Source organism: Pseudomonas sp. NMI760_13 (assembly GCF_021283245.1).
Taxonomy (GTDB): domain Bacteria; phylum Pseudomonadota; class Gammaproteobacteria; order Pseudomonadales; family Pseudomonadaceae; genus Aquipseudomonas; species Aquipseudomonas peradeniyensis.
This window is the reverse complement of the sequence record NZ_JAJSRC010000052.1, coordinates 1-18,327: the sequence shown is the minus strand read 5'-3', so window position 1 is coordinate 18,327 and position 18,327 is coordinate 1. Positions and strand designations below refer to the sequence as shown.

Here is an 18,327-nt window from a genome sequence, read left to right as displayed (position 1 = left end):
GGTAATGGCACAGGATTGACTGGCCCGAAACAGATGTAGGAGCGGCCTTGCGTCGCGATGCGCCGCGCGGGCGGCGCTCGATCTGATAGGCGCCGCAACTCTGTCGTCGAACACGCTGCCACGAAGCGATACCTTCGCTTGGCAACATTTCGATGCAAAAATGCAACACACACCTGCGCCCGTACCGTTAGAATGGCCGCCTGGCGTGTGCTGCGTGCGCCCGGGAGCCTTCCCGAATACGGAGAACATTCATTTGTTTTCCGTGAGATTTGTCCATGTTGCACGCATGCCTCCATTCCCCATGGCCCTTCCTGCCCCGTGTCTTCACGGCGTGGGTTGTTGCGCCGCATTCCCCATCCTTCTTCTCGCCCTTCGCCGCAGTGGCCCGTCTTGTCCGGAGCCAGCGTCCCGCCGTGCCCGTTGCCCGCCGCGCCACTGCCACCGCGAGGGTGATGCCATGAACGAGGAGCGTTACATGACCGCACCCCTTCCACCCGTCAAGCCGCGCTCGATGCTGCGGCACCTGCTGGCCACCGAGGCGGCCGGCGGCGTCTTGCTGATGTTCACCGCCGCGCTGGCCATCGTCATCGCCAACAGCCCCTGGGCCAGTGCCTACCAGCACCTGCTGCACCTGCCCGTCGGCCCGGTGCTGACCGACAAGCTCGGCCCGATGACCGTGCACATGTGGATCAACGATGGCCTGATGGCGATCTTCTTCCTGCTGGTGGGCCTGGAGATCAAGCGCGAGCTGGTCGACGGTCGCCTGGCCAGTTGGGAGCAGCGTCGCCTGCCGGCCCTGCCGGCACTGATGGGCATGGCCGTGCCGGCGCTCATCTACCTGGCGGTGTCCCGTGGCGAGCCGGGCCTGGCCGACGGCTGGGCGATCCCGGCCGCCACCGACATCGCCTTCGCCGTCGGCGCCCTGGCCCTGCTCGGCCGGCACGCGCCGCTGTCGCTCAAGGTGATGCTGGTGTCGGTGGCGATCATCGACGACATGGGCGCGGTGGCGATCATCGCCGTGTTCTACACCTCGTCGCTGAACCTGCTGGCCCTGGCCGGCGCCGCCGGCATCGTCGCCGTGCTGCTGGCGTGCAATCGCCTGCGTGTGGTCAGCCTGTGGCCCTACCTGATCGGCGTGGCCGCGCTGTGGTACGTGACCCTGCTGTCGGGCGTGCACGCCACCATCGCCGGCGTGGTCGGTGCCCTGCTGATCCCCTACAGCACCGGCGACAGCGAGGCCCGCGAAGCCAGCCCGCTGCTCAAGCTGGAACATGGCCTGGCGCCCTGGGTCGGCTTCCTCATCGTGCCGGCCTTCGGCTTCGCCAACGCCGGCGTCTCGTTCGGCGACCTGGGCCTGAGCGACATCTTCGCCCCGCTGCCACTGGCCATTGCCCTGGGCCTGCTGCTGGGCAAGCAGCTCGGCGTGTTCGGCGGCGTGCTGCTGGCGGTCAAGACCGGCCTGGCCAGCAAGCCCCATGGCGCCAGCTGGCTGCAGATCTACGGCGTGGCAATGCTGTGCGGCATCGGCTTCACCATGAGCCTGTTCATCGGCGAGCTGGCCTTCCCCGGCCAGACCGAGAAGATCGACGCGGCCAAGATCGGCATCCTGCTGGGCTCGCTGCTGTCGGCGGTGATCGCCTGCCTGATCCTGCGTTTCGCGCCCAAGCCGGCGGATTGATACAAGCACTCGGGGCTGCCTGGCAGCCCCGTTCAATCTACGGGTAACTGAACTTGCGTGTAGTAACTGGACTTGCGTGGGAGCGGGCTTGCCCCGCGATCGTTTCTACAGCGCCACGCGGAACCTGCAGCCCACCTCACCCCCGCACCACCGACACCCCGCCATCCACCACCATGGCCGTCCCGGTCATGAAACTCGATGCCTGCGACGCCAAAAACAACGCCGCCTCGGCGATTTCCTGGGGTCGGGCCAGGCGCTTGAGGGCATGCAACCCTTCGACATGGGCCCTGGCCTCGGGGCTGTTCATCGCACTGCGGCCCATGGGCGTATCGGTACCGCCGGGCAGCAACGCGTTGGCGCGTATGCCGCGACTGCCCTGCTCCGCCGCAATGACCTGGACCAGCCCGACCAGCCCGGCCTTGCTCGCCGCATAGGCGGCCATGCCCGGCATGCCCACGCTGTGGCCGACAAAGGTCGAGGTGAAAATCAGCGAGCCGCCGCCACGGGCCAGCAACGCCGGAATCTGCGCCTGGGCGCAGAGGAAGGCGCTGGTGAGATTGGTGTGCAGGGTGTGTTGCCAGCCCTCCAGGGACAATTCGGGAACGGCAGCCAGTTCACCGAGGGTACCGGCATTGTTGAAGGCAATGTCCAGGCCACCGAAGCGCGCCACCGCCACGTCCACCAGTTCCCTGACCAATGCCGTATCGGTGATGTCGCCGGCCACGGCAACGGCCTGGCCTTGCCCTGCCGCCGCGATGTCCGCCGTCAACTGCTCAAGCTCGACCTCGCGCCGAGCCGTGAGCACAAGGTTGGCGCCGTGCCGGGCGAACAATGTCGCCGCAGCTCGGCCGATACCGGAGCTGGCGCCGGTGATGATTGCCACTTTGCCTGCCAGTTGCATGATAAGTACCTCGTCCTGAAGTTGGGTGCAGGGTGCGCGGGGTACTATCGGGTGGCGTGGTGCCGGGAAGCTCTCCGTTTCTTGTGCACTATCAACCTTGGCTCATATGGCCTGCGGTGCATCTGCGATAGGTTGCTGCAGCAAGGTACGCGGCAACTTGAAGCCCTTGAACGGCTGCTGGGTGATCGGGTTGAAGGCTTTCTCCGAACTGAGCCGATAGCGCATCACACCGTCACCGGTCTTGAAGCTCAGGTCCACCGCGGTGGCGCTGCGGCCATTCAGGGCGCCACGGCTGAGCAGGCGGAACATCGACCAGGGGCCCCGGTATTCCAGGCTGCTGCTGTTGCCATTGAGCCTGAGCAGGGTGAGGTTGCTGCGTACCTGCTGGCCAAGCGTGTTGGGCCAGATCACACCGGTGATCTGGCTGGGGCCGTGGGTGTAGGAGACCAGTTGACCATCGAGGTCCAGCAAGCTGGTGCTCTGATTGGCGCTGAGCCCCAGGGGCTCGATGCTGAACTGCACGCCGAGGTTGCCGCGCGGGTCAAAGAACGTTTCGCGAATACGGTCTGCCAGGGCGAGTTGGTCGATGACTTCGTTGCGAATCAGGTAGCCATCCTGGTTCTCGGCGTACAGCGCGTCGAGGTTGTCCTTGATGAATGCGTTCAGGTGCCGGTCCTGGAACTGCTGCAGGCGCCCCTTGGGCCCGAAGAACGCCTCGAAATCATCGAGGGCGGCATCAGGTCCTCCGGCCACAAAGGGATATCGTCCTGCCAGCCGCTGCTGGAAGAAGCTGTAGACGTCGGCATCCCAGCGCCGCTCGAGCTCGCGCAGCGCCTCTACGACCAGCACTTGCGCCGTCTGGTCCGCGACGGCCCTCACCTGCTGTCCGACCGGCTCTGGCAGCCCTGTCGCAACCCGCTGCAAGGTGGCAATCGGGTCCGCGCCGCTCATCGAAAAACGCTGCAGCACCGCCTGCAGAGCGGCCTTGCCCCTGTCGGGGCTGTCCTGTACCCCTCTCGCCTGGTCGTGGACGGCGGCAATCGCGCTCAAGGTTTCATCGTAATAGCTGGGCCTGTCGCCTTTGGCCTGCAGCATGTCGTTCAAGCCCAAGAAGGCCCGGCGAACACCAACCAGATGCTGGTCGGCCGCCTGCACCGCCAGATTCGGGGCCTCTGCGTTGTCCGCCAGTGTGGGCATTGCCGTATTGGCGCGCACGCTCTCCAGCAGTCGACGCAACGGCTCTGCCGGCCCGGTCAATTGCCCCAGTACCGAGACCCCGTGCTCCAGGTCGCGGAAACGGGCAATCGCGAGTGCGTTCAGGGCTCGCCGCCAGCTGTCGATATAGTCCGCACTGTAGAGGTTGTGGATACCCTCGATCAGTACTTCGCGATCAGCCGGTGAATAGTCCAACTGGCGGCGCTCGCCCAGCGCCCACTGATCGACCATTGCCAGGTCGGTGACCTGCGCGCTGCGGGGCATGAAGTATTCGCTGAAGCCCTTGACAGTCAGCATGGGCGCCAGGAACAGGTCAGCGGGCACCTGGGCATCGCCGGACCTGAGCTGGAACACCGAATCGAAGGCAGGCCCGACCTCGTGGCGCAGGTCCAGGCCATTGTGCAACTGCTCCTGGGCCTGCTGCTTCAGGCTGACATACACCCGCTGCGCCAGTGGCACCTCACGCAGGCCTTGCTGGGCCTGGTCAAGCCGCTGGCGGAACTGTGGCAGCTCGGTATCGGCATAGGCCAGGGCGTATTGCAGGTGACGCATGAGGGCCTGCTGCAGTTGCCCCTGGCCAGGAAAGGCTGCCTGCCATTGCCGGGCCATCCACTGCTCGACCCATTGCGGCCGACGGTTGTGGCGGTCCTCGATCATCCGGTACACCCTGAGCGCGGCCATCTGCTGCTCGCTGCCCACAGGAGCGGCATCCATGGCATCGATCACTCCGCTGGCAACGGCCGGCAGGAAGCGCCTGGACAACAGGCTCAGGTAGGCCTCATCGACCCGCGGCCCCAGCAGGCGCCCCTGGTAGAGCCCCAGGTCCGCCACCACCGGCCAGGCCGATCGATAGTCGCCGAACACGGCCACTGCCTCGCGAATCTGCTCCAGTGGCGCCAGCAGGTTGCGCCCGGTAGGGTCCAGCCGCTGATCCAGTTCATGGCTGCCAAATGCCCGACTCATGTCCAGGACGCTGGCCACCTTGTCGCTGTTGGCCTCGTAGTAGCGCTGCCAGGCACTGCCCATGACGACCAGCGCCAATGCCCCGACCCCCGAGCCGGCCCACAGCAGGCGTCGCTTGCCTAGCGCCACCCTGATGTTGTCGCCGGCCAGCCCGGCCTCCGGATACACCACCTGCTGGAACAGGCGTTGGGCAAAGTACGCCTGTTGCCTGCCCTGGGGCTTGCCCTCGCTGACCGGCGCATCGGCCTTGAAGGGATGGGCCACATTGCGTTGGAAGGCGTTGAGCACCTGGCCCTGCTGAAGCATCGAGGACAGATACAGGCCCCGCACCAGTGCCGGCGTGGTGAAGCGATCACTTACCAGCATCTCGCGCAGGAACGCCAGCAGTATCGGACGCAGGCCAAGTAGCTGGCCCTGCAATGACACCAGCCGTTCACGCAGGTCGGTCTTGCCCAGTACGCCCAGGTCGTTGAGCACCTGCTCCTCGGTCCGCCTGACCAGCCAGTCGTATTGCTCGGCCAGTTCATCCAGCCAGGCATCGAACGCGCTGACGGCATCCAGCCTGAAGGTGAACCCGAGCAACCGCTCTCGCTCGGCTTGCGTCAGGCGCGCAAACAACTGCTCGAACCCATCCAGCAAATCGAACTTGCTCAGCACCACATACACAGGCAAACGCGCACCCAACTGGTTGCTTACCTCATGCAGGCGAGCCCGCAGCACCTGCGCCAAGGCCATGCGCTGCTGCGGCGTGGCCAGCTGCAAGGCGGCAAGATCGACGACCAGCACGACGCCATTGAGGGCGTTACGACTGCGCGTGCGGGCCAGCCAACCCAGCAGGTGCATCCATAGCCGCGCCTGGGTGCCAGCCGGCAGTACCGGCCTGGCCTTGTCGAGCGTGTCGGGCAGGTTGCCATCCGGGGCCTGCCGGGTCATGAGCGCCCCCGGCGGATCGATGACCACCGCATCGTCGCTGATCCACCAGTCCACGGGATAGGCCAACGCCTCGTCCTGGCGCCCGTGTGCCTGGACCTTGCCGATCCGCGTCAGGGAAAAGCGCTGGTCCGAGCGCTCCATCAGGCTGGTCTTGCCCGCGCCCTCGTCGCCCAGCAGCAGATACCAGGGCAACCGATACAGCGCACCATACCCGCCGGCATGCTCCAGGTAGCTTGCCAACCCCGCATCGAGGGCACGCTGCTGGGCCAGGAGCACAGGCAGTATTGGATCGGCGCTCGCCTCGATATCCCGCTGGCGTTCGGCCTGCAGCCGGCGAAAGCGCGCACGCAGCACGAACAGCCAGATCAGCAATGGCAACAACACCAGCAGCAGTGTGGCGACGCTGCGATGCGCCAGGCTGGCCAGTGGCTGCTGCCCGTGCCACTGCCATTGCGGCCCGAGCCACCAGATCAGCACCAGCAGCAACACCGCCCCAAGCCCCAGCAACAGCGGCATGGCCAGATTGATTCGGGACGCCAGCGGCAGGCCCCAACGTTTGAAAAGCGCCCAGAGTTTGCTCATGGCGGTTCAAGACTCCCTGTTCTGATCGTTCAATCCTGATGTCGCGGTGAACTGCTGCAGCTGCTGGTAGACCTCGGGCTCCCACGCCTCGGCAGTCATGCCACGCATGGTGCGAGCGACATTCGCGCACAGCTCCTGGGCGAGCCAGGACACGCCCCGTGAGGCCAGCAGGTCGGCGGCGATCACCGTGCTATGGCAACGCTCGCGTGGTGAGCGGTAGTCCGCTTGCAGCCCTTGCAGCTTCAACAACACCGGTTCCACGCCCTCGACCTCGAGCTGGCTGGCCAGCTCCTCGCGCAGGCCGATGAACGCCTGAGTGGCGCCATCCCCTGCCAGCGTTGCCTGGCTGCCCCTGAGCCAGGCCAGGCACTGGTCATCGACAAACGCGGTGCCATCGCTGAAGCACAATTGCTCAAGCGCCGGCAGGCGTCGCACAAACCTGGCGGTGGCACAGCGAATGGCCTCGGCGACTTCGTTCATTGCCAGGCGCGTGGCGATGCCCGCCGCCAGATAGCTGCCGCGAATCCAGTAAGGGGCGGCCGCGACACTTCGCTCGACTTTCATCAGCAGGGTCGGGTCGATCGCCGAAGCAGACAGCGCGTCCTCGTACCCGCCGACAATGTCGGCCGGCACCGCCATCAACTCGGTGCGAAGCCCCTGACGCGTGGAGGGCAGTGTCTGGATATGCGCCCACAGGCCGAAGCGCCTCAGCTGGTAGCCCGTCGGATCGTAGATATCCTGCTGGTTGATGAACTCGGCCATACCCAGTACCGCACGACGGGTCTCACGTTCGTTCCCCAGGGAGAGAGTGGTACTGGCAGGTCGAAACACATCGGTCAGTGGTGCGACGGGCGCCTGGGGTGGCGAGGATTCCTTGCGACTGGGTTGCGCAGTCCCCATCGCCTGCTCGGCCTGCTTGAGCAGCGCGCGCTCCAGCTCGCCCAGCGCGGCAGGATCGAGCTGCGCCAGGGGTGCCTGCTGTTGCAGGCAGGCCAATGCCTGCTGGGCGGCCTGCTTGCAGGCCGGGGTGTAACTGAAGCGGTCGAGGCCGGGCAGCGCCGCCGACAGGCGCCCGAGCAGCAGCCCGACCAGCTTGCGCTTGCCCAGGAAGCCCTTGGGGCCTGGCTTGGGATGGGCGCTTTCCCAATAGTGCTCGACCATGCCTGCCAGCAACGTCAGCGTGCAACACCAGCGCTCCCAGCATCCCGTGCGCAGCCAGGCGACACTGAGGTGCCCGACGATACGCAAGTGCTTGCACTGGCCGCTCAGGTAGTGACGGGAGGCTTCCTCGATGTAGGGCCAATCGATGGCGGCTTCATGCAGCCCTCCCAGCTTGACCATCTCCTGATCGATCGCCTGGTAGGTTTCGTCCTCGATATCGAAATAACCCGCTGGCGCGAGCGGGTCGACGGGCGCCAGCAACCTGGCGACCTCCTCGGTCGACACCGGCGCTACCAGCGACATGCTGTGCGCGCCTGGTCAATCAACGGGTCCAACCCCTGCGCATCGAAACGCAAGCCATCGAGGGCCGGATGATCACTGACCACAAGGATGCGCTGGGCACCCTGCAGTACCTTGATCTGCTCGATGGCGGGCAAGCCGCGCCCGGCATCCAGCACCTGGCCGTTTTCCAGTACCTGCCAGGCCAGCGAGCGGGTCGACCGATGCTCCGTACGCAGTTGCAAGGTCACCCGATTGCCCTGGACGGGTTCGGCGGTGAGCAACTGCAGCCTGGAGATGTTCTGTACACAGCTGACGGCGAGATAGGGGCGCGGCTCGGAGGTCGCGATAGCCGGTGCGGAGATCACGACCTGCCGCCGCCCTGTCCGCTTGTCGTCCTCGGCCCCCAGGATGAATGCCAGATTGTCGGGCGCTCGTCGGGTCTCGTTGGCCATGACCCGAGCCACGCTCGGGGCATCGAGCTCCGGGGCCGACCATCCCTTGCCGATCGTCGGCACGCGCGCCGGCGTTCCCGCCGCCTCATCGAAACACGCCAGGCGCTCGACATTGGAAACAATCCCCGTGCAGTCCCGCACAGGGGCTGCAAAGGTCGGTTCCAGCAGCGCGAACAATGCCAGACCAAGCACGCAACTATATGGATTGCACACCAGAATTAGACCTCACGGCTCGATGCAACTTCTTATTGGGAACATGCAAAGCAATAGAAAAAAGACAATTAGCCATCGCTAAAAAACAGACTTGACGCAAGCCTAGAACAACCTCACCACCACAAACAATCAAATATTTTCTTACATTTTTAGACTCGACTTTGATTACTTCATTTCAGCATCGTCTAAGGGCAATTTACAGCACCAAAACATTAACGTGTATATAAAAACAAATATGTAGGACCCCTCCTACAAAATTCTAAAAAACTTCCCACAAGCACAACACCCCACAAATTTCAGCATCAGGAATAAACTTACATCATGTCCAGAAACTCAAGTTCCGTTGCGCCCAAAGAGCGCATCAACATCAAGTATGTACCCGCCACGGGGGATCAACAGGCCGAGGTTGAACTGCCGCACAAGATGCTGGTGCTGGGTGACTTCGGCCTGGTCGACAACCGCAACCTGGAGGACCGCACGCCCATGCGCATCGACAAGCACAGCTTCGACAGCGTGCTCAAGGATGCCGACGTCAAGCTGAGCCTCTCGGTCCCTTCGGCACTCAACCCTGTCGCCAACGCCGAGCTGGCGGTCGAGCTGCAGTTCAGGACGATCAACGACTTCGGCCCCGACCAGATCGCTCGCCAGGTGCCGGAGCTGAACAAGCTGCTGGCGCTGCGCGAGGCCCTGGTCGCCCTGAAAGGCCCGCTGGGCAATGTCCCGGCATTTCGCCGGCACCTGCAGCATCTGCTGACGGACCAGCAGGCACGCAAGCAACTCGCGCAGGAGCTGGACCTGGTAGTCGAAGCCCCGCCAGCGGAATGAAAACGCACTTCTGACAGATGGCATATGACATAGACAACGGAGCGTCTCGGATGTCCACCACAAACAACACGACAATCACTGCCGATACCACGGCTGAAACCATCGGTAACTCGACACTGCTCGACCAGATCATGGTCGAAACCATGCTGGTACCCAGCCAGGAGGGATACCAGATCGCCAGGCAAGGCGTGGCTGCATTCATATCGGAAATGCTCAAGGACGATACCCCGGACCAGTTGGTCAACAAGCACCGGGTCGACCAGATGATTGCCGAAGTCGACCGACTTCTCGGCAAACAAATGGATGCCATTCTTCATCAATCCGAGTTCCAGGCGCTGGAGTCCGCATGGCGCGGGCTGAAACTTCTGGTCGACCGTACCGACTTTCGCGAGAACATCAAGCTGGAAGTCCTGCATGTCAGCAAGAGCGACTTGCTCGATGACTTCGACAATGCCGCGGACATCACTTGCAGCGGGCTTTACAAACATGTCTACACCGCAGGTTACGGACAGTTTGGCGGTGAACCCGTGGCGGCCATGATCGGCAACTACAACTTCGGCCCCTCCTCGCCTGACATCAAGCTGCTGAGCTATGTCGCCTCCGTGGGCGCCATGTCGCATGCCCCCTTCATCACCGCCCCCGCTCCCGAGTTTTTCAACCTGAGCAGCTTCGAGGACCTGCCCGACCTCAAGGAGGTCAAGGACATCTTCGAAGGACCACGCTTCGCCAAGTGGCGGTCGTTACGCGACAGTGAAGATGCCCGCCATATCGGCCTGGTGCTGCCGCGCTTCATGTTGCGCTCGGTCTATGACCGCCAGGAACACCCCATCAGCAGCTTCAGCTACGACGAAAACATCGACGCTCGACACCAGAACTACCTGTGGGGCAACGCCGCCTTCCTGATGGCCAGCTGCATCAACGACAGCTTTGCCCGTTATCGCTGGTGCCCGAACATCATCGGCCCACAATCCGGTGGCGCCGTGGACGACCTGCCGGTGCACCTGTACGAGGCCCTCGGGGAGTTGCAGGCAAAGATCCCGACCGAGGTGCTGGTTTCCGATCGCAAGGAGTTCGAGCTGGCCGAAGAGGGCTTCATCGCCCTGACCATGCGCAAGGACAGCGACAACGCCGCGTTCTTCTCGGCCAACTCGGTGCAGAAACCCAAGCAGTTCCCCAAGACATCCGAAGGCTTGCAGGCACAGACCAACTACAAGCTCGGCACCCAGTTGCCCTACCTGTTCATCGTCAACCGGCTCGCCCACTACATCAAGGTGCTGCAACGCGAGCAGATCGGCAGCTGGAAGGAGCGCAACGACCTCGAGGGCGAGCTCAGCCGCTGGCTCAAGCAGTACATCGCCGACCAGGAGAACCCCTCGGCCGACATCCGCAGTCGCCGCCCCCTGCGCGCCGCGCAGATCGAAGTCAGCGACGTCGCGGGCGATCCGGGCTGGTACCAGGTCTCGCTCGCGGTGCGCCCGCACTTCAAGTACATGGGGGCGAACTTCGAGATCTCCCTGGTCGGCCGGCTCGACACCCAATGAGCAGCCTCTTCGACCGCCTGGCCAGCGACGCTCCCGCTGGCCGCCGAGAAAGCACCGGGCGCACCGTCGAGCGGATCAAACGCCACCTCGAGACGCTGCTCAACGCCCGTCGGGGCTGCTCGCAGAGCTGCCCCGACCTCGGCTTGCGCGACTTCAACGGCCATGACCAGGGCAACGGCGACCTGCTGCGCCAGGTGAGCTCGGACATCCAGCGCACGATCCGACGCTACGAGCCGAGGATCCAGGTGTTGAACCTGCAGGGGCAGCCAGACACGGACAACCCGCTGGAACTGCACTTTCGCCTGGATTGCCAGGTGCGGGTGGAAAACCACGCCGAACAGCTGCAGATCGAACTGCTGGTCAACGGCCACAACCGCAACACCCAGGTGAGGTAGGCCATGTCGTTGAAGGACCGCTTCGGCGAAGAACTGCGCTACCTGCGCGAACTGGGGGAGGACTTTGCGCGGGACAATCCCCAGCTCAGCCGCTATCTGGGCAAGGACAGTGGCGACCCCGGCGTCGAGCGCCTGCTGGAAGGCCTCGCTTTCCTGACCGCCAAGCTGCGCCTGAAACTCGAGGACGAGGTGCCGGAACTGACCCATGGCATGCTGCAACTGCTCTGGCCGAATTACCTGCGCCCCCTGCCCAGCGCGACGATCATTCAGTTCTCGCCCCTGGACGCTTCGCTCAGCCAGGCCCAGATCGTTCCCAGAGGCTCACGCCTGTTTTCCCGGCCGGTCGATGGCGTGGATTGCGAGTTCCGCACCTGCACCGAGGTGAAGCTCTATCCCTTCACGCTCGGTGAGGTGAGCGCGACCCTGACGCCCGACAGCTCGGTCATTCACCTCCAGCTCGAGACCCAGGTGCAACGCCCGCTGAACACGCTGGGCTGCGACAGCCTGGAGTTCCACCTCGGTGGCGAGCGCAGCAACGCCCAGACCCTTTACCTGTGGCTGGCGCAATACCTCGAGCACATCAGCGTGACCATCGACGGCCAGGTGCGTCGCCTGCCGGCCAACCACCTGAGCTTCTCCGGCTTCAGCCCCGACGAGGCGTTGCTTCCCTACCCGCGCAATGTGTTCGATGGCTACCGGATCCTCCAGGAGTACCTGGTCTTCCCGCAACGCTTCCACTTCTTCAACCTGACCGGCCTGGACAGGGTCTGGCCGGCGCACGCCAGCTCCACGATCCGCATCGAGTTCCACCTCGCGCGCCCACTGCCCGGCTCTACGCGGATCGGCCCCGATGACTTCAGGCTGTTCTGCGCCCCTGCCGTCAATCTGTTCGAGCACGGCGCCGAGCCCATCGACCTGTCCGGAACGGCTGACCAGCATCGCCTGGTACCCCACGGCCTGCGCCGCGACAGCCACGAGATCTTCAGCGTCGACCGGGTGATCAGCACCCGCACCAGCGCCGATGGCAGCCCTGGCGAGCAACTGCGGGTATTCCAGCCTTTCGAGTCGTTCGCCCACGAGATCGAGCATGTGCAGGGACGCACCGCGCTGTACTACCGCTGCCGGGTCGAGCAATCGCTGCTCGGTGACGGGCTGGATCACCAGATCGCCTTCGTGCGGGGCGACGAAAGCCAGTTCATCGGCCACATGGAAACCGCCTCGATCGAGCTGACCTGCACCAATCGGGACCTGCCGATGGCGCTGGGCCTGGGCGATATCGATGTCATCAACCAGGCCACCGCGCCGTTGATCCGCTACCGCAACATCTGCCTGCCGACCCGCCCGTACCGTCCGGTGCTGGATGGCCAGTTGCAGTGGACACTCATCTCCAACCTCTCGCTCAACTACCTGTCGCTGCTCTCGGCCGTCCCGCTCAAGGCGGTGATCGGCGCCTACGATTTCGCCGCCCTGCACGACATCCAGCAGGCCAGGGCCACGCGCAAACGTCTGGACGGCATCGGCGAGGCGCACACCGAACCACTGGACTGGTTGATCAAGGGCCTGCCCATTCGCGGCCTGCGTACCCGCCTGCGGCTCGACCAGCAGGCCTTCCTCTGCGAAGGCGACCTGTACCTGTTCGGCTGCGTGCTGTCCCACTTCTTCGCCCTCTACGCGAGCACCAACTCCTTCCACCAGCTGGAAGTGATCAATACCACCAACAACGAGCACTACACATGGCCACTGCTGACCGGCAGACAACCGCTGATCTAGCCGAAACGCTGCTCGCCGAGGCCCACCGGCACAGCTTTTTCCAACTGCTGGAGCGTCTGCATGGCTTGCACGGGGACAACCTCGAGCCGCGCTGGCCAGACACCGCCACACGCCAGCGCGTGCACCTTGCCAGCGACCCGCGGCTGAGTTTTCCGGTGGCCGATGTGCTGGCCGCCGAGCGGATCGCCGAGGCGCCGTCGCGCTATCGCGTGCGCACCACCTTCCTGGGGCTGCACGGCACCGACTCGCCCCTGCCCAGCTACTACCTCGACGAACTGGCCTACGAATACGCCCAGGGCATTGGCGTTCGCCCCGCGCTGTTCGATTTCTTCAACCACTGCCTGCTCAGCCTGCTGCACCGCATCTGGCGCAAATACCGCTACTACGTGCGTTTCCAGACCGGGGCGAGCGATGACTTCTCGCGCTACGCCTTCGCCCTGATCGGCCTCGGCGACGAACGCCTGCGTGGCGACACGCCGCTGCCCTGGAGCCGTCTGCTGAGTTTCGTCGGCGTCATTGCCAGCCGCAGCCGGGCACCCGGTGTGGTCGCCGGGATCATTGCCCACTGCTTCGATCTGCCGTCGGTGCAAATCCGCGAGTTCGAGACCCGCACGGTGACCATCGCACACCGCCAGGTGGTGCGCCTGGGACGCTGCAACGGGCAACTGGGCGAGAGCTTCATGCTCGGCGACCGCACGCGAACCCGCAGCAGCAAGTTCACCTTGCTGATCGGCGACCTCGACCTGGCACGCCTGCGCAGCCTGCTGCCCGGCGGCGTCGACTTCGAGCGACTGCGTGCACTGATCGACTTCCTGCTCCGCGACGGCCTGGCCTATGACCTCGAGCTGCGCCTGAAGCCACGTGAACTGCCACCGTTCCGCCTGCACCGCGAGCAGGGTGCGCACCTGGGCTGGACCAGCTTCATCGAAGACCGCAAGGGTGAAGTCAGCCCGGTCGTGCGGATACGGGGGCGCGCATGACCAGACTCGCCCTCAGCATCGCCAATCTCGATCGCCTGCACCACGGCGTCGTCGCGGGCCATCTGTTCGACCGCGATGGCGGCATCATCGGCAGCCACAAGGCCGACTGGTTGTTGGTGGACCGCCAGCGGCGGATTCACCCCGCCCATTGTGCGATCCGCTGGCTGGAAGGCGGCTTCTGCGTGATCGACCTCTGTGGCCAGACCCTGCTCAACGACAGCCCGCTGCCTCCCGGCCCCGGCGTGCCGGTGCGCGTGGGCGACGGCGACTGCCTGCAGGTCGGCCCCTATCAGCTGCACGCCCGCTACCAAGCCGGGCCAAGCGATAAAAGCTTTATCCGCAGCGACCTGGATGACCTGCTCAAGCCTGGCCAGCAGGCCCTCGAAGCGCTGCTGGACAGCTCGTTGGCCAGCCCCTGGCATCCCGCGCCCCGTACAGCGAGTCTCCCGGTCGATATCTGCACGCTGTTCGATCGACTGCAGGCCCCAGATCCACTGGCCGCACTGACTGCACCGCAGCAACCGGCCCAGCCTGGGGCAAGCGCCCTGCAGCGACTCATCGCCGGAGGGAAGCCATGACGTCCCATCCACTGAGGGTAGCCACGCTTTTGCTTGCCCTCGGGTCGGCCACAGGCTGCACGGCCCTCGGCAAGATCGGCCAGGTGGTGATGGACCCTTCCATTCCGGTGGGCGCGCTGTCGGACCAGCCCACCGAGGTCGCCTTCAGCCTGCACGCCAGCCCAACCATCAACACCAACCCCCACAGCCTCGATGCGAAGGTACCCGGTGAAGCGCTGGAGCCCACGCCTTATGCGGTCAGCCTCCGTGCAGGCGATCCGCTTGCGTTGACTGAGCAGGTCGCCGGTCTGCTGGAGCATCTTCAAGCGCTGTTTCCAGCCATGTCCCCCGTAGAGCCGAATGACCAACAGGCACCGGCCCATTCACCCACGGAGCATGAAGGCCCAGGCAGCTATGACGCCAAGGACGTCCGGTTCGACGTGGCCGCCCCCAGCCAGAAAGCGACGCCTGCGATCGCCACGCCCGTCGCGATCAAGATCCTGCAACTGCGTGACGACTCGCTGCTGCGCAACAGCCTGTATGCGCAACTCGACCAGGACCTCGCCAAGGCCCTGCGCAGCACCTACATCCGCGACGACGATTACCTGCTGGCACCGGGGCAGTTCAAGTTCGTGCGCTTCGAGCCCATCGCCGCCGACACGCGCTTCATCGCCGTGATCGCCAAGTTCAACGACATCACCAACGCCGACTGGCGACAAGTGATACGCATCGCGCCACGCGGCCGCCAGGTCGTGCTCGCCGTGACCCTCGATGGCACGCAGATCCTGCTGCAGGAGGAAAGCTGATGCCCCGCCTGCAGGTCGCCACCCTCCCCCTTTATTTGGAGCGCCCATGAGCTCACGCAATCCAGTTCTCTGGCCCGAAGGCATGTTCGTCAAGCCACAGCATTTCCAGCAACAGGCCAGGGCCAGCGACGCCGCGGTCCAGCAGCGCGTCAGCAGCCTGAATGCGGCGTTCTACGGTTTCAGCGAACTGCAGCTGAACCAGGAGTACCTGAGCCTTGGCAAGGTGGCCATCACCCGGGCACGCGGCATCATGCCGGACGGCACGGTATTCGACATTCCCGGCGACCTGCCGCCGCCGCCCGCCCTGGAAATCATCGACGACGGCACGCAACGCAACGAGGTGTTCCTGTGCCTGCCATTGCGCACCGAAGGGGGACGCGAAGTCAGCTGGCCCGAGAGCGGCGGCAACTACCGCTACGGCGCCCAGCCCCTGGAGATCAAGGACACCCACAGCGCCGACGGCGACCTGGTGCAGGTGGACCTGGCGGTCCCCAACCTTCAACTCATGCGCGAGACCGAGGACAACAGCGCCTACTCCCGGCTGCCCCTTGCCTGGATCCTCGAGCGCCGGCCCGACGGCAGCCTGCTGCTGGACGACGACTTCTACCCCACCTGTGTCTCGATTCAGGCGGCCCCGGCACTCAAGCGGTTTCTCGACGAGGTCAGCAACACCTTGCGCGAGCGCGCGCGCAACCTCGCGGCGCGTATCGGCTCGCCCGGCCAGTCGGGGGTGGCCGATATCCGCGACTTCAATCTGCTGCAAGCCATGAACCGTTGGTGGCCGTGCTTCCAGCACCTGGCCCGTCAGCCCCATACCCACCCTGAACAGCTCTACCTGAGCCTGAGCCAGGCGTGCGGCGAGCTGCTGACCTTCACCGACGACGAGCGCCTGCCGCCGGAGCCGCCAGCCTACCGGCACAACGCCCTGCGCCAGTCGTTCAAGCCGCTGGAGGATGCACTGCGCCGTACCCTGAGCATCGTCCGGCAACCGCGGGCCGTTTCCCTGCCATTGGTGGCGCAGCCATTCGGCGTGCTGACCGTGACCCTGGACGATCGCCGCCTGATCGACGAGGCAACCTTCATCCTCGCGGTGCATGCCGACCTGCCCGCCGAGACATTCCAGCAGTCGTTCCTGCAGAAAACCAAGATCACCTCCCTCGAGGCTCTGGCTGACCTGGTGCCGCTGCAACTGCCCGGCATTGCGCTGCGACCGATGCCCGTGGCGCCGCGGGAGCTGCCGTTCCATGCCGGCTTCAGCTACTTCGAGCTCGACCGGCGCAGCCCGAACTGGGCCGCGATGAAGGACAGCAACGGCTTTGGCCTGCATGTCGCGGGGGAGTTCCCGGGGCTCCAGTTGCAGTTCTGGGCGATACGGAGCGAATGAAATGACGGAAGCTGCGAACAACCGACACCTTGTATCAGACGACAACATGCGAACCGAGCTCGCCGATAGGAGCCAGGCACAGCAACCCATACCGGCCCCCGCCAGCGCGATGGACCACCCGGACTACGTACCTGACCCGGACTTCCAGCTCCGTGGAGCCTTCAGCAACCAGATGATCGATGCGGCGATGCCCCTGTTCGGCCTGGTGATGCGCCTGCGCAAGCAGGAAAGCCACCGGGATATCCCGTTCCTCTACAACGCCGTCTACAACCAGGTCAACGCCATCGTCGAGGAGATGCGCCGGTACGACTACGAGCCGGCCCAGCTGCAGGCCCACTCCTACGCGCTGTGCCTGTATATCGACGAGGCCGTGATGTCCACGCCATGGGGCAAGAGCTCGCTGTGGAGCCAGAAGCCCCTGCTCAGTGTCTTCCACCACGAGACCTGGGGCGGCGAGAAGATCTTCACCGTGCTGTCGCGCATGATGCAGGAGCCCAAGCGCTACCAGGACGTCCTGGAGTTCATCTACCTGTGCCTGTGCCTGGGCCTGCGCGGCAAGTACGGCATCGACCCCAAGGGCGACGAGGCGCTGCGGGCCCTCATTCTCAAGCTGCGCGAAATCATCCTCGAACTGCGCGGCCCGCCCCCGGACCTCTTCGGCGACCCGCTGGCCAACGTCGCCCCGCGAGACGTGCGCCTGCGCCGCGAATGGCCCTGGTGGAGCCCGCTGGTGGTTTCGGCGATCGCCCTGGCCGGGCTGTACGGCTACTACCGCTACCGCCTGGACCTGCTCACCCGCGAGGCGATCGAGGCGCTGAACACCCTGCTGCAGCCGTGAGCGGCGCGCCCGAAGCAATGGATTTTCGGGGCCTGCGCCCCGTTGACAAGCCCATCGAGTCCGATGGCCACGCCACTTCCCGTGTGCGTGCTTACCCACATGGATGCAGGAGATATCTGCCATGCCAACACCCGCTTACATCAAGATCGAAGGCAAGACCCAAGGCCTGCTCACCGCAGGCGCCTTCACCTCCGACTCCGTCGGCAACGTGTTTGTCGAAGGCCATGAAGACGAGATCCTGGTGCAGGAAATCAAGCACAAGGTGACCGTGCCCACCGACCCGCAAAGCGGCCAGCCGACCGGGCAGCGGGTACACAAGCCGTTCATCTTCACCAGTGCGCTGAACAAGGCGACCCCGCTGATGTACAACGCCCTGGCGTCCGGTGAAATGCTGCCCAAGGTCACGGTCAACTGGTACCGCACCTCGGTGGAGGGCAAGCAGGAGCACTTCTTCACCACCGAGCTCACCGACGCCACCATCGTCGACATCAACACCGTCATGCCCCATGCCCAGGACAAGGAGAACGCCGACTTCACGCAGTTGATCGAGGTGTCCCTGGCCTACCGCAAGATCACCTGGGATCACACCGTCGCGGGCACCGCGGGCTCCGACGACTGGCGCGCGCCCGTCGTCTGACCCGACCGCAGGGTTCCGGGCAGGCGCGCCTGCCCGGGCTTCAGCCACCGTCAGAAGGCGGACAGGGACTTTCCATGCCTAATCAATCCGACCTGAGCTACCGCTTCGAACCCCTGGCCAGCCAGGACCCGTTCGAAGTGGTCTCCTTCACCCTCGACGAAGCCCTCAGCACCCCGTTCAGGCTGGTGCTCGAACTGGTCAGCTACGAAGACAA

The 18,327-nt window shown here is 64.7% G+C and carries 15 protein-coding genes; 11 read left to right on the top strand and 4 right to left on the bottom strand.

The window, feature by feature from the left end:
* The first annotated feature begins 475 nt into the window (after positions 1 to 475).
* Entirely contained in the window at positions 476 to 1,678 is a 1,203-nt protein-coding gene (nhaA, locus tag LU671_RS28640) for a Na+/H+ antiporter NhaA (protein ID WP_203652126.1), read from the top strand.
* Positions 1,679 to 1,814: 136 nt separating this feature from the next.
* Here nhaA and LU671_RS28635 read toward each other — a convergent pair whose 3' ends face one another.
* The 4 genes from LU671_RS28635 to vasI form a co-directional block, all read right to left on the bottom strand.
* The gene (locus LU671_RS28635) at positions 1,815 to 2,579 is read right to left on the bottom strand and encodes an SDR family oxidoreductase (protein ID WP_203652125.1); all 765 of its coding nucleotides are present in this window, start codon (positions 2,577 to 2,579) and stop codon (positions 1,815 to 1,817) included.
* 102 nt (positions 2,580 to 2,681) lie between these two features.
* Positions 2,682 to 6,272, bottom strand: coding sequence for a type VI secretion system membrane subunit TssM (gene tssM, locus LU671_RS28630; RefSeq protein WP_232857774.1), 3,591 nt, complete (start codon positions 6,270 to 6,272; stop codon positions 2,682 to 2,684).
* A gap of 6 nt (positions 6,273 to 6,278) precedes the next feature.
* Positions 6,279 to 7,736 carry a type VI secretion system protein TssA gene (gene tssA / locus LU671_RS28625; protein WP_232857773.1) on the bottom strand — a complete coding sequence of 486 codons (1,458 nt, stop codon included), beginning with the start codon at positions 7,734 to 7,736 and terminating at the stop codon, positions 6,279 to 6,281.
* Entirely contained in the window at positions 7,724 to 8,344 is a 621-nt protein-coding gene (gene vasI, locus LU671_RS28620; RefSeq protein ID WP_232857772.1) for a type VI secretion system-associated protein VasI, read from the bottom strand. The genes tssA and vasI overlap by 13 nt, the downstream gene beginning before the upstream one ends.
* Before the next feature lie 357 nt (positions 8,345 to 8,701).
* On the opposite strand from vasI, the gene tssB reads away from it, so the two are divergent.
* The 10 genes from tssB to LU671_RS28570 all read left to right on the top strand — a co-directional run bounded on the left by tssB (position 8,702) and on the right by LU671_RS28570 (position 18,113).
* On the top strand, positions 8,702 to 9,205 hold the full coding sequence (gene tssB / locus LU671_RS28615; protein WP_232857771.1) for a type VI secretion system contractile sheath small subunit: 504 nt from the start codon (positions 8,702 to 8,704) through the stop codon (positions 9,203 to 9,205).
* Between the two features lie 50 nt (positions 9,206 to 9,255).
* Entirely contained in the window at positions 9,256 to 10,746 is a 1,491-nt protein-coding gene (gene tssC, locus LU671_RS28610; RefSeq protein ID WP_232857770.1) for a type VI secretion system contractile sheath large subunit, read from the top strand.
* Entirely contained in the window at positions 10,743 to 11,141 is a 399-nt protein-coding gene (tssE, locus tag LU671_RS28605) for a type VI secretion system baseplate subunit TssE (RefSeq protein ID WP_203652113.1), read from the top strand. Before tssC ends, tssE begins: the two co-directional genes overlap by 4 nt.
* A gap of 3 nt (positions 11,142 to 11,144) precedes the next feature.
* Positions 11,145 to 12,911, top strand: a complete 1,767-nt coding sequence (gene tssF, locus LU671_RS28600; RefSeq protein ID WP_232857769.1) for a type VI secretion system baseplate subunit TssF — start codon at positions 11,145 to 11,147, stop codon at positions 12,909 to 12,911.
* Positions 12,875 to 13,891: a type VI secretion system baseplate subunit TssG gene (tssG, locus tag LU671_RS28595; RefSeq protein WP_232857768.1), complete on the top strand. Its 1,017-nt coding sequence runs from the start codon at positions 12,875 to 12,877 to the stop codon at positions 13,889 to 13,891. Before tssF ends, tssG begins: the two co-directional genes overlap by 37 nt.
* Positions 13,888 to 14,469, top strand: coding sequence for an FHA domain-containing protein (locus LU671_RS28590; protein ID WP_232857767.1), 582 nt, complete (start codon positions 13,888 to 13,890; stop codon positions 14,467 to 14,469). The genes tssG and LU671_RS28590 overlap by 4 nt, the downstream gene beginning before the upstream one ends.
* Positions 14,466 to 15,254 (top strand): type VI secretion system lipoprotein TssJ, encoded by a 789-nt coding sequence (gene tssJ, locus LU671_RS28585; RefSeq protein WP_232857766.1) that lies wholly within the window; start codon positions 14,466 to 14,468, stop codon positions 15,252 to 15,254. The genes LU671_RS28590 and tssJ overlap by 4 nt, the downstream gene beginning before the upstream one ends.
* 46 nt (positions 15,255 to 15,300) lie before the next feature.
* Positions 15,301 to 16,638 (top strand): type VI secretion system baseplate subunit TssK, encoded by a 1,338-nt coding sequence (tssK, locus tag LU671_RS28580; RefSeq protein ID WP_232857765.1) that lies wholly within the window; start codon positions 15,301 to 15,303, stop codon positions 16,636 to 16,638.
* Between the two features lie 46 nt (positions 16,639 to 16,684).
* Complete coding sequence (gene icmH, locus LU671_RS28575) at positions 16,685 to 17,476, top strand: type IVB secretion system protein IcmH/DotU (RefSeq protein WP_232857764.1); 792 nt, start codon at positions 16,685 to 16,687, stop codon at positions 17,474 to 17,476.
* Between the two features lie 121 nt (positions 17,477 to 17,597).
* Positions 17,598 to 18,113: an Hcp family type VI secretion system effector gene (locus tag LU671_RS28570; protein ID WP_062574481.1), complete on the top strand. Its 516-nt coding sequence runs from the start codon at positions 17,598 to 17,600 to the stop codon at positions 18,111 to 18,113.
* Positions 18,114 to 18,327: the final 214 nt, after the last annotated feature.

Coding starts and splice junctions, on each gene's coding strand:
- nhaA (WP_203652126.1), top strand. CDS start 476: ATGACCGCACCCCTTCCACCCGTCAAGCCGCGCTCGATGCTGCGGCAC.
- LU671_RS28635 (WP_203652125.1), bottom strand. CDS start 2,579: ATGCAACTGGCAGGCAAAGTGGCAATCATCACCGGCGCCAGCTCCGGT.
- tssM (WP_232857774.1), bottom strand. CDS start 6,272: ATGAGCAAACTCTGGGCGCTTTTCAAACGTTGGGGCCTGCCGCTGGCG.
- tssA (WP_232857773.1), bottom strand. CDS start 7,736: ATGTCGCTGGTAGCGCCGGTGTCGACCGAGGAGGTCGCCAGGTTGCTG.
- tssB (WP_232857771.1), top strand. CDS start 8,702: ATGTCCAGAAACTCAAGTTCCGTTGCGCCCAAAGAGCGCATCAACATC.
- tssC (WP_232857770.1), top strand. CDS start 9,256: ATGTCCACCACAAACAACACGACAATCACTGCCGATACCACGGCTGAA.
- tssE (WP_203652113.1), top strand. CDS start 10,743: ATGAGCAGCCTCTTCGACCGCCTGGCCAGCGACGCTCCCGCTGGCCGC.
- tssF (WP_232857769.1), top strand. CDS start 11,145: ATGTCGTTGAAGGACCGCTTCGGCGAAGAACTGCGCTACCTGCGCGAA.
- tssG (WP_232857768.1), top strand. CDS start 12,875: ATGGCCACTGCTGACCGGCAGACAACCGCTGATCTAGCCGAAACGCTG.
- LU671_RS28590 (WP_232857767.1), top strand. CDS start 13,888: ATGACCAGACTCGCCCTCAGCATCGCCAATCTCGATCGCCTGCACCAC.
- tssJ (WP_232857766.1), top strand. CDS start 14,466: ATGACGTCCCATCCACTGAGGGTAGCCACGCTTTTGCTTGCCCTCGGG.
- tssK (WP_232857765.1), top strand. CDS start 15,301: ATGAGCTCACGCAATCCAGTTCTCTGGCCCGAAGGCATGTTCGTCAAG.
- icmH (WP_232857764.1), top strand. CDS start 16,685: ATGCGAACCGAGCTCGCCGATAGGAGCCAGGCACAGCAACCCATACCG.
- LU671_RS28570 (WP_062574481.1), top strand. CDS start 17,598: ATGCCAACACCCGCTTACATCAAGATCGAAGGCAAGACCCAAGGCCTG.